Raw genomic sequence first — 14,782 nt, forward strand, 5'->3', positions numbered from 1 at the left:
AAGAACAGTTAAAAAATTTACTGCACTGTTATACTTGGTGGTAGCGAGAATTTCCAGACTGAATTTCGGTCTATTGGTAGGAAAGTCTCAGATTATGTTCTATAAAATATTATAATTATTGTTTTCTTTGACTAATATTCTAAGGTTATGGCGAAAAGTCTATTAATAACGCGCGAAGGTTGGGATGCGCTCGACCAAGAGCTAAAGTATCTGTGGAAAGAAGAACGACCTAGAGTGACTCAATCAGTGTCAGAGGCTGCGGCACAAGGGGATCGCTCGGAAAATGCAGAATATATTTATGGTAAAAAAAGGTTGCGTGAAATAGACCGACGCATTCGTTTTTTATCTAAAAGGTTAGATCAGCTCAGAATAATTGAGCCTGATCCTCGCCAAGAAGGCCGTGTCTTTTTTGGCGCATGGGTTAAACTTGAAGATGATAATGAAAATATCAGAATATTCCGCATAGTAGGTGCGGATGAGTTCAATCCGGCAAAACAATGGATTTCAATTGACTCTCCTGTTGCTCGCGCCCTGATTGGCAAGCAGGTCGATGATGAAATTACAGTGAATACGCCGGGCGGTGAAGTCACCTATTTTGTGTTAGACATAAGCTATAAGCCACTAACCGACTGAAGTGTAAAATGATTCATTAAATCTATGGTTAGTGGTAAATTAGTGAACATTAAACGTGTTTTTGTTCACTTTTAGAACAATAATTTAAAAGATGCACATCTTGAGGGCTACAAAATGCAGGAAAGTTATAAAGTTCTTGTCGTCGATGATGATATGCGTTTACGTGCACTGCTGGAGCGTTACCTCACTGAACAAGGCTTTCAGGTAAGGAGTGCTGCAAACGCTGAACAAATGGACAGGATCCTGACGAGGGAATCTATTCATCTGATCGTGTTAGATTTAATGCTTCCGGGTGAAGATGGTTTATCAATTTGCCGTCGTTTACGTAGCCAAAATAACCCAATTCCTATCATTATGGTCACGGCGAAGGGTGAAGAAGTTGACCGTATCGTAGGTTTAGAAATCGGTGCGGATGACTATATTCCAAAACCGTTTAACCCACGTGAATTGCTTGCACGTATTCGTGCGGTATTACGTCGTCAAGCGAATGAATTACCGGGTGCGCCATCTCAAGATGATGCGGTGATTACCTTTGGTAAATTTAAACTGAACCTCGGAACGCGTGAAATGTTCCAAGGTGATGAAAATATGCCATTGACCAGCGGTGAGTTCGCGGTATTAAAAGTGTTGGTTTCTTATCCAAGGGAACCGTTATCTCGTGACAAGCTGATGAGCTTAGCGAGAGGGCGCGAGTATAGTGCGATGGAGCGTTCTATCGACGTTCAAATTTCACGCCTGCGTCGTATGGTTGAAGAAGACCCTGCGCACCCACGTTATATTCAAACGGTTTGGGGCTTGGGCTATGTGTTTGTTCCGGATGGAAGTAAAGCATGAAGCGACTGAGGTTCTCACGACGTAGTACATTTTCTCGTTCGTTGTTCTTGTTTGTTGCACTGCTGTTCGCAAGTTTAGTGACCAGCTACATGGTCGTATTGAATTTTGTTGTGATGCCAAGCTTACAGCAATTCAATAAAGTCCTTGCGTACGAAGTAAGAACATTGATGACCGAGAAAATGGTGCTGCAAGATGGAACCTCAGTGCGAGTTTCTCCCGCTTTGCGTAAGAAAATCTACAACGAATTAGGTATCACGTTCTATGCCCATTCGGCTGCAATGGAAGAGGGGTTGAACTGGGCTAAAGAGTATGATTTTCTGAGCGAACACATGTCGCAATACCTAGGCGGAAAGGCGAGTGTTCACCTCGAACTTGGCCGTGATTATCCGATTTTATGGTTAACGTCTTACCTCGCTCCTGATATCTGGGTGCGAGTTCCTCTGACTGAAATTGGTCAAAATCAATTCTCCCTTGTATTCAGGTATACCTTAACGATTTTCCTCACGATTTTTGCCGGGGTATGGCTGTATATTCGCTACCAAAACAAGCCATTGCTTGAATTGGAGTACCACGCAGGGGAGGTCGGAAAGGGCTTTGTCTTGCCCCCGATGCAAGAAAAGGGGGCAACGGAAGTTAGAGCAGCAATTCGGTCTTTTAACCATATGGCCGCAGGGATCAAAACTTTAGAAAATGACCGAACTGTTTTGATGGCAGGGGTCAGCCATGACTTAAGAACACCGTTAACCCGTATTCGCTTAGCCACAGAAATGATGAGTCCAGAAGACAGCTATTTGGCGGAGTCTATCAATAAAGATATTGAAGAGTGTGACGCGATTATCGGCCAATTCATGTCTTACCTGAAAACAGGCCAAGAGATGGATATGGAGTTCTGCGATCTCAACGCTATCCTTATGGAAGCAGTTAGTGCTGAAAGTAATGTTATCGGCGACATTGAAACCGCATTAGAACCGGGCTCAATGGTTGTGAACGGTAACCCGCTGGCGATTAAGCGCGCAATCACTAATATGATAGTGAATGCTTATCGCTATGGAAATGGCTGGATCAAAGTCAGCAGCGGAAAAACCGAAGATTTTGTGTGGTTCCAAGTGGAAGATGACGGCGCAGGTATCAAAGACGAAGATATCCACCGTTTATTCCAACCCTTTGTGCAAGGTGAAAAAGCGCGGAGCAACAAAGGAACTGGCTTGGGGCTAGCGATTATACGCCGTATAGTGGATGCCCATGAAGGGAGTATAGAGATCCACAAAAGTGAGCGCGGCGGGTTTGCGATTAGGGCTCTTCTCCCCCTTAAGGAAAAAGAAGACTGATATCTCGTCATATTTCAAGCCGTAGGGGTGTTGCCTACACTCAGCTACCCTAGTCACATACTGGCGTATGCTCCTAGGGATATCTTCGCTTGGCGCCTACCTACAGCTTGAACTATTTAGAGCTATCCTTTTTTGCCTAGACTAAAAATATTTTTCGCTTTTATGACAGTCTGTCATTTTTCTTTTTCAAACGTATTTTGATGTAATATTCCTTTAACTGTTTGAATTTAAATTATTTTTATTTTCATCCTGCCTAGTTTTATCTCGTCCTCAGTGAAAAAATAATCAATTGTCATAAAACTGTCATAAAAACGACATGTTGTCGTAACTAAATTGTCCTATTTTTCCTACCGTGACATACACCCAACAATTTTATACTTGATTGTTTCTATACATCCCCGGAGGGATTATGAAAATGACGCGTACCACCTTAGCAAGCGTAATGGCAGCAACTTTATCTCTGACTGCAATGTCTTCTTTTGCTGCTACCAGCCTGACCGGAGCTGGCGCGACCTTCCCTGCTCCTGTCTATGCGAAGTGGGCAGACTCTTATCAGAAAGAAACAGGTAATAAAGTGAACTATCAGGGGATCGGTTCTTCTGGTGGTGTAAAACAAATTAATGCAAAAACCGTTGATTTCGGTGCATCTGATGCGCCATTAACTGACGAAAAATTAAAAGAAGATGGCCTGTTCCAATTCCCTACCGTTATCGGTGGTGTGGTACTGGCGGTTAACGTAAAAGGTATCGAGTCAGGCCAACTGACGTTAGATGGCAACACTTTAGGTGATATCTATTTAGGTAAAATCACCAAATGGAATGACCCGGCTATCGCAAAATTAAACCCGAAAGTGAGCTTACCAGACCAAGCTATTGCTGTGGTAAGACGCTCTGACGGTTCAGGTACCACATTTGTTTTCACAAGCTACTTAGCAAAAGTCAGCACAGGTTGGAAAGATGAAGTTGGTGCAGGTTCAACCGTTAACTGGCCAAAAAACAGTGTAGGCGGTAAAGGTAACGACGGTGTTGCTGCATTCGTACAACGTCTCCCAGGCTCTATCGGTTATGTTGAATATGCTTACGCAAAACAAAATAATCTTGCGTATACTAAGTTAGTTTCTGCGGATGGCGAAGCAGTATCACCAACGGGTGAAAGCTTCAGCGCAGCAGCGAAAAAAGTTGACTGGTCTAAGTCGTTTGCACAAGACCTGACTAACCGTGACGGCGCAAACGCATGGCCAATCACATCAACGACGTTCATCTTAGTACACAAAGAACAAGCGAATGCTGAGAAAGGTAAAGCGGTTCTCGACTTCTACAACTGGGCGTACGATAAAGGGGGCAAACAAGCAGAAGCACTGGATTACGCCGTGTTACCAAAAGAAGTTGTAACAGCTGTTCGTGCAGCATGGAAAACAGAAATTAAAGATAGCCAAGGTAAAGCATTGTTCTAATGCCCCTCGGGTTGGAAATGGCGGGTAAGTACTGAGGAACAGGGCTTACCCGCTCATTGTTGTAACGCAATCCTACAAACCAAGTAGGAATGGAAAGAGAACAAAGCGCATGGCCGAAAAAACAACGGCATTTAGAGCTCCCAGCAAATCAGGTGATGTAATTTTTGGTGCACTGGTAAAGATTGCCGCGCTAATCACTTTGTTAATGCTCGGTGGCATTATTATTTCCCTTATTTTTGCATCTTGGCCAAGTATGCAGAAGTTTGGGTTTTCGTTTTTATGGACCAAAGAGTGGGATGCACCAGCGGAACAGTTTGGTGCCCTTGTGCCGATTTACGGCACCATTGTAACCTCGTTAATCGCCCTGATTATCGCGGTACCTGTCAGTTTTGGTATTGCACTGTTCTTAACAGAACTCGCACCAAATTGGCTAAAACGTCCATTAGGGATTGCTATTGAATTACTTGCCGCCATTCCCAGTATCGTTTACGGGATGTGGGGCTTATTCGTTTTCGCACCACTTTTTGCAGAATACTTCCAAGAGCCGGTCGGCAACGTGATGTCGAGTATTCCGATTGTCGGTGAATTATTTTCAGGCCCTGCATTCGGGATAGGTATTTTAGCGGCGGGGATTATCCTCGCGATTATGATTATCCCTTACATTGCGTCTGTGATGCGCGATGTGTTTGAACAAACCCCGGTGATGATGAAAGAGTCAGCCTACGGAATTGGCTGTACCACGTGGGAAGTGATTTGGAACATTGTACTGCCGTATACCCGAAACGGGGTAATAGGTGGGGTGATGTTAGGGTTAGGCCGTGCATTGGGTGAAACCATGGCGGTGACCTTCGTGATTGGTAATACTTACCAACTCGATAGCGCATCCCTCTTCATGCCAGGGAACAGTATTACCTCTGCGTTGGCAAATGAGTTTGCGGAAGCAGAAAGCGGTTTACATACCTCAGCGCTGATGGAACTTGGGCTTATCCTGTTTGTTATCACGTTCATTGTGTTGGCGATTTCCAAGTTGATGGTAATGCGTCTTGCGAAGAATGAGGGCCGTTAATATGTCTGAATCTCAACCTTTTATCGTCAATGAGAAAGAACGCGCCCGCCGTCAAGCATGGCGTCGCCAAGTGAATAGAATGGCGCTGTTTGTCTCAATGCTGACCATGGCATTTGGGCTGTTCTGGCTAGTGTGGATTTTATTTTCGACGGTGACCAAAGGGATTGATGGCATGTCCCTCAATCTGTTTACCGAAATGACCCCGCCACCAAATACCGAAGGCGGTGGTTTAGCGAATGCGATCGTCGGAAGTGGTTTATTAATTTTATGGGCAACCGTGATTGGAACGCCTTTAGGGATTTTAGCGGGGATTTACTTGGCGGAATATGGCCGTAAGTCATGGTTAGCGTCTGTAACCCGCTTTATTAATGACATTTTGTTATCAGCACCATCTATCGTTGTTGGCTTGTTTGTGTACACCATCGTGGTGGCACAAATGCAGCACTTCTCTGGTTGGGCTGGGGTGATTGCACTGGCATTGCTGCAAATTCCTATTGTTATTCGTACCACTGAAAACATGCTGAAGTTGGTACCGGATAGCTTGCGTGAAGCGGCTTATGCTCTTGGAACGCCAAAATGGAAAATGATTTTATCCATTACATTAAAAGCATCAGTATCCGGGATTATTACAGGGATTTTACTGGCAATTGCGCGTATCGCGGGGGAAACCGCACCGCTTCTGTTTACTTCACTGTCGAACCAGTTCTGGAGTACAGATATGAGCGAGCCAATTGCTAACTTACCTGTGACTATTTTCAAATTCGCAATGAGTCCATTCTCCGAATGGCAAGAGCTTGCATGGGCTGGGGTGTTGTTGATTACCCTGTGTGTCCTGCTTATTAACATCATTGCCCGCGTTGTGTTTGCACAGAAAAAACACTAAGCGCCCGGATAAATAAAGATTTAGAGAGAAAGTAACCATGATTAATGCAAACGAAATTGCGAACAGTAAAATTAAAGTCCGTGACCTCAACTTCTATTATGGCAAGTTTCACGCACTGAAAAATATCTCTTTAGACATTGAGAAAAACAAAGTTACGGCGTTTATCGGCCCATCGGGTTGTGGTAAATCCACGTTATTACGTACTTTCAATAAAATGTATGAGCTGTACGGCGAACAACACGCACAAGGCGAAATCTTACTGGATGGTCAAAACATCCTGACAGACAAACAAGATATCGCATTATTACGTGCAAAAGTGGGCATGGTGTTCCAAAAACCAACACCATTCCCAATGTCTATTTACGACAACATCGCGTTTGGCGTGCGTTTGTTTGAAAAATTGTCTCGTGTGGAAATGGATGAGCGCGTGCAATGGGCATTAACCAAAGCGGCACTGTGGAATGAAACCAAAGACAAACTGCACCAAAGCGGTTACAGCTTGTCGGGGGGGCAGCAGCAGCGCTTGTGTATTGCTCGCGGTATTGCGATTCGCCCCGAAGTGTTATTGCTGGATGAGCCTTGTTCAGCATTGGACCCTATTTCCACAGGGCGTATTGAAGAGTTAATCAGTGAATTAAAATCAGAGTATACCGTCGTGATTGTTACCCACAACATGCAACAAGCCGCACGCTGTTCTGATTACACAGCATTTATGTATTTAGGTGAATTGGTTGAGTTTAATCATACCGATAAGATGTTCACCACCCCAGAAATGAAGCAAACTGAAGATTATATTACTGGCCGCTACGGTTGATATGGAGCCGACGATGGATACGCTGAATCACAACAAACATATATCTGGGCAGTTCAATGCGGAACTGGAACATATCCATACTGAATTAATGACGATGGGAGGGCTGGTCGAAGAACAGCTCACCAAAGCCATCACGGCGATGCATAATCAGGATGAAGCTCTAGCGCGCGAAGTTATCGAAAATGACCATAAAGTCAATATGATGGAAGTGGCCATTGATGAAGAGTGCGTAAAAATCATTGCCAAGCGTCAGCCAACGGCGAGTGACTTGCGACTGATTATGTCAATTTCTAAAACCATCGCGGAATTGGAACGTATCGGTGACGTTGCCGATAAAATCTGCCAAACCGCATTGGAGAAATTTTCGCAGCAACATCAGCCACTTCTCGTCAGTTTAGAATCACTAGGCCGCCATACGGTGCAAATGCTGCATGATGTGTTGGACGCGTTTGCACGTATGGATCTCGAAGAAGCCATCCGTATTTACCGCGAAGACGAGAAAGTGGACCAAGAGTACGAAGGTATTGTGCGTCAGTTAATGACTTACATGATGGAAGACCCTCGCACCATACCAAGCGTGCTAACAGCGCTGTTCTGTGCGCGCTCAATCGAGCGTATCGGTGACCGCTGCCAAAATATCTGTGAGTTTATTTTCTACTATGTGAAGGGGCAGGATTTCCGTCATGTGGGTGGGGATAATCTCGAGAAGATGCTCACCAAGTAATGCTCGTCATATTTCGTGCTGTGGCGGTGTTGGCTGCGCTCGCCTAACCACAATACGAACTATTTAGAGCATTGTTTCTGATGATGAGTTATTGCAGTTTCGGCACAACATGAAAGACTTAAAGTTAGAATCATTAATTAACGTATTTATATTGCAGGTAAATAATTTAGCTTAAATTTTTTATACAGACTTTCTTCTTGCTCAATAAGAGTCTATTGATGGTGAAAGCCATATTCGGGGGCCTTTGTTATAGAGTTTGCCCCTTTTTTATACACTCATATATTCCATTTTGTTATAAATATATTATTTAATATTATTTCAGGTGCTAAGAGATAGTTGATAGCGTGTGGTGGTCGATTTACATAAATTTACCACTAGGGGTATTCAATGAAAGCTCGTATTCTGACGACTGTTTTACTTACAGGTTTGGCGCTGACAGCGAATGTCGCTAGCGCAGATAAATTAGATGATATTAAACAAGCTGGTGTTATCCGCATCTCCGTATTTGATAGCAACCCACCATTTGGTTTTATTGACCCACAAACTAAAAAGTTAGCGGGTTATGACGTTGATATCGCGCAAGAAATTGCAGATAGCTTAGGGGTGAAACTTGAACTGCGTCCAACAAACCCTGCAAACCGTATTCCACTGCTGACCTCTGGTAAAGTTGACCTGATTGGGGCGAACTTCACCATTACCGATGAGCGTGCAAAACAGGTTGATTTCTCCATCCCTGATTTCGCCACAGGGCAAAAATTTATTGCTCGTAAAGGCGTATTAAAAACCCCTGATGACATCAAACCACTGCGTATTGGTGCCGATAAAGGAACGGTGCAGGAAGTGACGCTGCGTGAACGTTTCCCAGATACCAAAGTGATTTCTTATGACGATACCCCACAAGCATTTGCTGCGCTGCGTAATGGTAACGTCCAAGCGATTACCCAAGACGATGCAAAACTGGTTGGCTTATTAGGTAATCTACCAGAAAAAGTAAAAGTAGATTTTGAAATTTCACCGTTTAGCTTAACCAAAGAGTACCAAGCTCTGGCTGCTAGCAAAGGCGAAACGCGTTTAGTTGAAAACGTGAATGAAACCCTGCTGAAACTGGAAAAAGATGGTAAAGCCGAAGTGATTTATAACCGTTGGTTTGGTCCAGACACCAAAGCTGCCCAACCACGCGGTGACTTTAAATTTGCCCCACTGAGCGAACAACAACCACAGTCTTAATCGATAGTGGCAAGAAGTAAGTGATTTGAAACCCTGCACTGTGTGCGGGGTTCTTGGTTATACGGGGTGAGCTTTTTAGTCACAGGATGTGAAAGAAATAGGTCGTGAACTATGTTTGAGAAATTTGTCAGCGGTGATTTTTGGTCTGCGCATTTATTAGCGCCACAGTACCTTGAATGGTTCGGCTATGGCTTTGTTTTAACAGTCTGGATCTCGATTTGCACCATTATTGCTGCCACCTTTTTAGGCTTTTTAGTTGCATCAGCAAAGGATAGCCAGATTGCTCCTCTACGCTGGGGAGTGAGCATCTATATTTCTATTTTTAGAAACACGCCTTTGTTGGTGCAGTTATTCTTCTGGTATTTCGCCTCGGGAGAAATTCTCCCTTCTGCGGCGATGGAATGGCTAAATACGCCTCATGAAATCAACGTATTTGGGCTCACTGTAGGTTGGCCTTCTTTTGAATTTTTAGCCGGTTTTATTGGGTTAACGTTATACACCGTTCCCTTTATTGCAGAAGAAATTCGCGCGGGGATCCGTGGGGTACGCCAAGGCCAAAAATATGCCGCGTTTGCGCTGGGGCTGACTTCGTGGCAGGCGATGAAATTGGTGGTATTGCCTCAAGCGGTCAAAATCGCCATGCCGCCGTTACTTGGGCAGTATATGAATGTAGTGAAAAATTCCTCATTAACCATGGCGATTGGCGTCGCGGAGCTCTCTTATGTGTCTCGCCAAGTGGATAGCCAAACCTTACAAACCTTCACTGCATTTGGAGTAGCAACGGTGCTGTATATCGCCATTATTGCGTTGATGGAAGGCTGGGGACAATGGCGACTGCAACGTAACTTGGCTCAGGGGGTGTAACATGGATTTTTCAGTAATCGAACAAAATTGGCAATATTTACTGTTTGGGACTTTCCCTGATGGCCCATTAGAAGGGGCAGCGTTGACACTGGTGATTAGCTTGTTGGCAGGGGCGGCATCCATTGTCTTAGGGACATTGGGCGGTATTGCATTAGCCATGCTACGTGGCTTTTGGGTTAACCTATTTGCGGCAGTTTTAGGCTTTTTCCGTGCAATTCCTGTCATTATGTTGATATTTTGGACGTATTTCTTGTTGCCTATCTTATTAGGCACAGAGATCCCCGGGATCACCACGGTGGTCTGTGCACTCGCCTTGATCACATCGGCTTACTTAGCCCATGCTGTAAAAGCAGGGATCTTAGCAATAGGCGCAGGGCAATGGCAGGCAGGGTTGTCTCTTGGTTTCAGTCGTTGGCAAGTATTGTGGAATATCGTTTTACCCCAAGCGTTACGTATGATGGTGCCGTCGTTTATTAACCAATGGGTGGCGTTGATTAAAGACACTTCATTAGCCTATGTTGTGGGTGTGGCAGAATTATCTTTCTTAGCAACTCAAGTGAATAACCGCGAAATGGTTTATCCACTGGAAGTTTTCTTATTCGTGGCATTTATCTATTTTGTGATGTGCTTTGCGGTAGAAATCATTGCCAATGTAGTGGCAAAAAAACTCAGTGCACAAAATGACCCGCACAAGCTGGCGGCAAGGCGCAGCTTATTATTTTGGCGTAGACAAAAATTGTTAGCACTATCCTAAATAGGAATGGCGGTTTTTATACCGCCATCTTACCAAAACCCATTTTTATTCTTTTTCATAATTCATCGCGTTGTATCAGTTAGTTAGGACATTTTGCCTGTTGAACTTCACGCAATCGTTTTCTTTTGCGATTTTTAATTGTAGTATAGGGCGAAAAAAACTTTTTTTGGGCGCGATATCTAATGAGTAATCAATCTTCTAGCTCGGCACAACCGCAGAGCTTGTTTCAGCGTGTTTTTAAATTACAAGAACACGGCACAACCGCACGAACTGAAGTTGTTGCTGGCTTCACAACCTTCCTGACGATGGTGTATATCGTCTTTGTTAACCCTCAAATTTTGTCAATTGCAGGCATGGACATCAAAGCGGTATTCGTTACCACCTGCTTGATTGCGGCAATTGGCAGTATTTTGATGGGCTTACTCGCTAACTTACCGATTGCGGTTGCACCGGCGATGGGGCTGAATGCCTTCTTTGCATTCGTGGTGGTTGGCGCGATGGGGTATTCATGGCAAGTGGCGATGGGCGCTGTTTTCTGGGGCGCAGTTGGCTTATTTATCCTGACATTATTCCGCATTCGTTACTGGATTATTGCTAATATCCCTCTGAGCTTACGTGTGGGGATCACCAGCGGTATTGGTTTATTTATCGCGATGATGGGGTTGAAAAACTCCGGTATTATCGTGGCAAACCCAGATACACTAGTGTCAATCGGTAACTTAACACACCATAACGTGTGGTTAGGCGCGCTGGGCTTCTTTATTATTGCTATCTTAGCCGCGCGTAACATCCATGCGGCGGTGTTAGTGTCTATTGCCGTGACTACCTTAATTGGTCTGGCTCTGGGAGATGTGCAATACACCGGTATTTTCTCTATTCCACCCAGTATCACTAGCGTAGTAGGGCAAGTGGACTTCGCTGGCTCATTAGATTTAGCGCTATCTGGCGTGATTTTTGCCTTTATGTTGGTCAATTTATTTGACTCATCAGGCACCATGATTGGTGTGACAGACAAAGCTGGGATCACTAATGAACGAGGAACGTTCCCGCGGATGAAGCAAGCTTTGTATGTCGATAGCTTAAGCTCTGTTGCTGGTTCGGCAATGGGAACCTCATCGGTAACGGCCTATATTGAAAGCTCTTCAGGGGTGTCAGTCGGTGGGCGTACGGGGTTAACAGCAGTTGTTGTCGGCATCTTATTCCTATTGACCATGTTTATCTCTCCACTTGCGGGTATGGTTCCTGCTTATGCAACCGCGGGCGCATTGATTTACGTCGGTGTGTTGATGACATCAAGCCTGACTCGCGTGAAATGGGATGACTTAACGGAATCTGTCCCTGCATTTATTACCGCAGTGATGATGCCGTTTAGCTTCTCGATTACCGAAGGGATTGCGTTAGGGTTTATTGCGTACTGTGCGATGAAAATCGGGACAGGGCGCTGGCGTGATCTGGGCCTGTGCGTGATTTTAGTGGCGGCGATGTTTTTGCTTAAAATGATTTTAGTCGACGCCTAAAATGTTCTTCATACTTCAAGCTGTGGCGTGAATGCTCGTCATATTTTGCGCCGTAGCGTTGTTGGCTGCGGTTGCTAACCCTAGTCACATACTTATGTATGCTCCTAGGGATTAGCAACTCTTGCCGCCTTGCTACAGCACAAACTATTTAGAGCATTGGAGCACTAGCTCTTCCCATATTATGAACTGTGGCAGTGGACTATTAATTTTTCCTTTCTGAATGACTTCTTATCCTCTACATGCAACTCGAATTATTTAAGGTATAATCAGTAAAGTACTGTTGCGAAGGCAGGGTGGAATAAAAAATCCGCTGAAATTGCAAACTAGTGCTTTCCCCCTTTATGGGATCCTGCTAGATTTCGCAGCAGAAACTGACTTTATCAAGGTATCAGACCATGAACGCACCAAAAAAACCGGCAGCTAAGCCAAAGAAAAAATACCGTAAAACCAAAGAAGAATTAAACGCGGAAGGCCGTGAACGTAAACGCGAGAAAAAACATCGTGGGAATAAGTCAGGCAGCCGTAATCAAGACTCATCATCGAATAATCAAAAGAGTGGACAGAATTCGTTAGTTGACCCACGTTTGGGTAGCAAAAAGCCGATCCCTTTAATTATCGATGAAAAACAAGTATCTAAGCCTGTTATTGAGAAAAAACAGCCAGTTGTTAAAGAAAAACTGACGCCTGAAAAAGAGTTAGAGCTGTTAGAAAGCGATGACCGCTTAGATAGCTTATTAGCGCGCCTAGAAGATGGCGAAACGGTTAATGCAGAAGAGCAAAAATACATCAATACCTGTTTAGACCGTATTGACGAACTGATGAATATCTTAGGCATTGAATATGCTGAAGAAGAAGAGGAAGAAGACGAAGATAAATTAGATGACATTATGCGCATCTTAAAAAGCAAATAACTTCGTTTAACCATCCCTCGTGCAAGCGGGGGATGCGTCTGTTTTTTTCTACAAACTCACTTTTCTTTGATGTTGCATCAAGTCTCTTTTCTCTAACATATTTATAATATCACTATGTTGTGAAGTTTTTTCACACTCACCGAATAACAAATTAAATAAGGTGCAACCCGTTGTAATGGTTTGAGCTTTTGGTCAATTGAGGAATGTTATGTCAGAGCAAAATATTGTTTGGGATCTTTCTCTCATTCAGAAATACAATTATTCAGGGCCGCGATATACGTCATATCCAACCGCCTTGGAATTTAATCAAGACTATGATGAACAAGCGTTTATTAGCGCCACGGCGCGTTATCCTGAACGTCCTTTGTCCCTGTATGTGCACATTCCTTTTTGCCATAAACTCTGCTATTTCTGTGGCTGTAATAAATTAGTTACTCGCCAAAAACATAAAGCGGATGAATATTTAAAAGTTATTGAAAAAGAAATTATTCAGCGCGCATCTTTATTAAAAAACCGCACTGTCACGCAAATGCATTGGGGCGGCGGTACGCCGACGTATCTTGATAAAGCCCAAGTTAGCCATTTAGTTGGCTTATTGAAAAAATATTTTCATTTTGCCGATGATGTGGAAATGTCTATTGAAGTCGACCCGCGTGAAATTGAACTCGATATGATTGACCACTTGCGCTATGAAGGCTTTAACCGCCTAAGTATGGGCGTGCAGGACTTCAATAAAGAAGTGCAGGTATTGGTAAATCGCGAACAAGATGAAGACTTCATTTTTGCCTTGATTAAGCGCGCGAAAGAAACGGGTTTTACATCAACCAGTATTGACCTGATTTATGGTTTGCCAAAACAGACCCCCGAAAGCTTTGCCTTTACATTGAAAAAAGTCGCAGAGTTATCGCCTGATCGCTTAAGCGTATTTAATTATGCTCACTTACCAAATTTATTTGCAGCGCAGCGCAAAATCAAAGATGAAGACTTACCGAGCGCAGAGCAAAAACTCGATATTCTGCAAGATACCATTGCGACGTTAACCAAGGGGGGCTACCAGTTTATCGGGATGGATCACTTTGCCCGCCCTGAAGATGAGCTGGCAGTCGCGCAGCGTGAGGGAATTTTGCACCGTAATTTCCAAGGTTATACCACCCAAGGGGATTGCGATCTGTTAGGGTTAGGTGTTTCGGCTATCAGCATGCTAGGGGATAACTACGCGCAGAACCAAAAAGACTTAAAAACCTATTATGCACAGGTTGAAGAGCAAGGGCATGCTTTATGGCGTGGCTTAGTTTTAACCGATGATGATTGCTTGCGCCGTGATGTGATCAAAACCTTAATCTGTAATTTCCAACTGGATTTTGCACAAATAGAAGCCTTATACCCGATTGATTTTAAATCTTATTTTAAAGAAGATTTGGAATTATTGAAGCCAATGGCGGAAGATGGGCTGGTGGAGATCTCCGCAACAGGGATTAAAGTGACTCCGCAAGGGCGTTTGTTGATCCGCAATGTGTGCATGTGTTTTGATGTGTATTTGCGGGGGCAGATGAGGCAGCGGCAGTTTTCCCGCGTCATCTAATACTCTTCATATTTCGCGCAATAGCTGCGTTGGCTTTATTCGGCTACTCGGGTCACATACTTTTGTATGCTCCCGATTTTCGTCATCCTTCGTGTTGTGGCGGTGTTGGCTTCATTCGGCTACTTGGGTCACATACTTATGTATGCTCCCCAAGCTATCCTCATTTTGCCGCCTAGCCACAGCGCGAATGAT

Annotated in this window: 14 protein-coding genes; all 14 read left to right on the plus strand. The window is 44.1% G+C overall.

Features of this window, described 5'->3' with window-relative positions; genetic code table 11:
- Nucleotides 1–147 precede the first annotated feature (147 nt).
- The 14 genes from greB (at nt 148) to hemN (ending at nt 14,590) form a co-directional block, all read left to right on the plus strand.
- Nucleotides 148–633 (plus strand): transcription elongation factor GreB, encoded by a 486-nt coding sequence (gene greB / locus AC4IFT_RS11035; RefSeq protein WP_490733814.1) that lies wholly within the window; start codon nt 148–150, stop codon nt 631–633.
- Nucleotides 634–747: 114 nt separating this feature from the next.
- Complete coding sequence (gene ompR, locus AC4IFT_RS11040) at nt 748–1,467, plus strand: osmolarity response regulator transcription factor OmpR (protein ID WP_042847751.1); 720 nt, start codon at nt 748–750, stop codon at nt 1,465–1,467.
- Entirely contained in the window at nt 1,464–2,795 is a 1,332-nt protein-coding gene (gene envZ / locus AC4IFT_RS11045) for a two-component system sensor histidine kinase EnvZ (protein WP_490751341.1), read from the plus strand. The genes ompR and envZ overlap by 4 nt, the downstream gene beginning before the upstream one ends.
- 409 nt (nt 2,796–3,204) lie before the next feature.
- Entirely contained in the window at nt 3,205–4,248 is a 1,044-nt protein-coding gene (gene pstS, locus AC4IFT_RS11050) for a phosphate ABC transporter substrate-binding protein PstS (RefSeq protein ID WP_490751342.1), read from the plus strand.
- Nucleotides 4,249–4,357: 109 nt separating this feature from the next.
- Entirely contained in the window at nt 4,358–5,314 is a 957-nt protein-coding gene (gene pstC, locus AC4IFT_RS11055) for a phosphate ABC transporter permease PstC (RefSeq protein ID WP_206084973.1), read from the plus strand.
- 1 nt (nt 5,315) lies between these two features.
- Nucleotides 5,316–6,197, plus strand: a complete 882-nt coding sequence (gene pstA, locus AC4IFT_RS11060; RefSeq protein ID WP_374445521.1) for a phosphate ABC transporter permease PstA — start codon at nt 5,316–5,318, stop codon at nt 6,195–6,197.
- A gap of 37 nt (nt 6,198–6,234) precedes the next feature.
- The gene (gene pstB / locus AC4IFT_RS11065) at nt 6,235–7,011 is read left to right on the plus strand and encodes a phosphate ABC transporter ATP-binding protein PstB (RefSeq protein WP_219245365.1); all 777 of its coding nucleotides are present in this window, start codon (nt 6,235–6,237) and stop codon (nt 7,009–7,011) included.
- A gap of 13 nt (nt 7,012–7,024) precedes the next feature.
- Nucleotides 7,025–7,735, plus strand: a complete 711-nt coding sequence (phoU, locus tag AC4IFT_RS11070) for a phosphate signaling complex protein PhoU (RefSeq protein WP_206084968.1) — start codon at nt 7,025–7,027, stop codon at nt 7,733–7,735.
- 387 nt (nt 7,736–8,122) lie between these two features.
- Nucleotides 8,123–8,962 carry an ABC transporter substrate-binding protein gene (locus AC4IFT_RS11075; protein WP_219245366.1) on the plus strand — a complete coding sequence of 280 codons (840 nt, stop codon included), beginning with the start codon at nt 8,123–8,125 and terminating at the stop codon, nt 8,960–8,962.
- A 111-nt stretch (nt 8,963–9,073) separates the two neighbouring features.
- Nucleotides 9,074–9,826 (plus strand): amino acid ABC transporter permease, encoded by a 753-nt coding sequence (locus AC4IFT_RS11080; RefSeq protein WP_219245367.1) that lies wholly within the window; start codon nt 9,074–9,076, stop codon nt 9,824–9,826.
- A gap of 1 nt (nt 9,827) precedes the next feature.
- Nucleotides 9,828–10,580 carry an amino acid ABC transporter permease gene (locus AC4IFT_RS11085; protein ID WP_490751343.1) on the plus strand — a complete coding sequence of 251 codons (753 nt, stop codon included), beginning with the start codon at nt 9,828–9,830 and terminating at the stop codon, nt 10,578–10,580.
- A 182-nt stretch (nt 10,581–10,762) separates the two neighbouring features.
- A complete protein-coding gene (locus tag AC4IFT_RS11090; RefSeq protein ID WP_490751344.1) occupies nt 10,763–12,097 on the plus strand; it encodes an NCS2 family permease in 1,335 nt (444 codons plus the stop codon).
- Between the two features lie 395 nt (nt 12,098–12,492).
- Nucleotides 12,493–13,008 carry a Der GTPase-activating protein YihI gene (gene yihI / locus AC4IFT_RS11095; protein WP_490737627.1) on the plus strand — a complete coding sequence of 172 codons (516 nt, stop codon included), beginning with the start codon at nt 12,493–12,495 and terminating at the stop codon, nt 13,006–13,008.
- 208 nt (nt 13,009–13,216) lie between these two features.
- On the plus strand, nt 13,217–14,590 hold the full coding sequence (gene hemN, locus AC4IFT_RS11100; protein ID WP_490737625.1) for an oxygen-independent coproporphyrinogen III oxidase: 1,374 nt from the start codon (nt 13,217–13,219) through the stop codon (nt 14,588–14,590).
- Nucleotides 14,591–14,782: the final 192 nt, after the last annotated feature.

This window comes from Providencia sp. UF-183 (assembly GCF_058246155.1).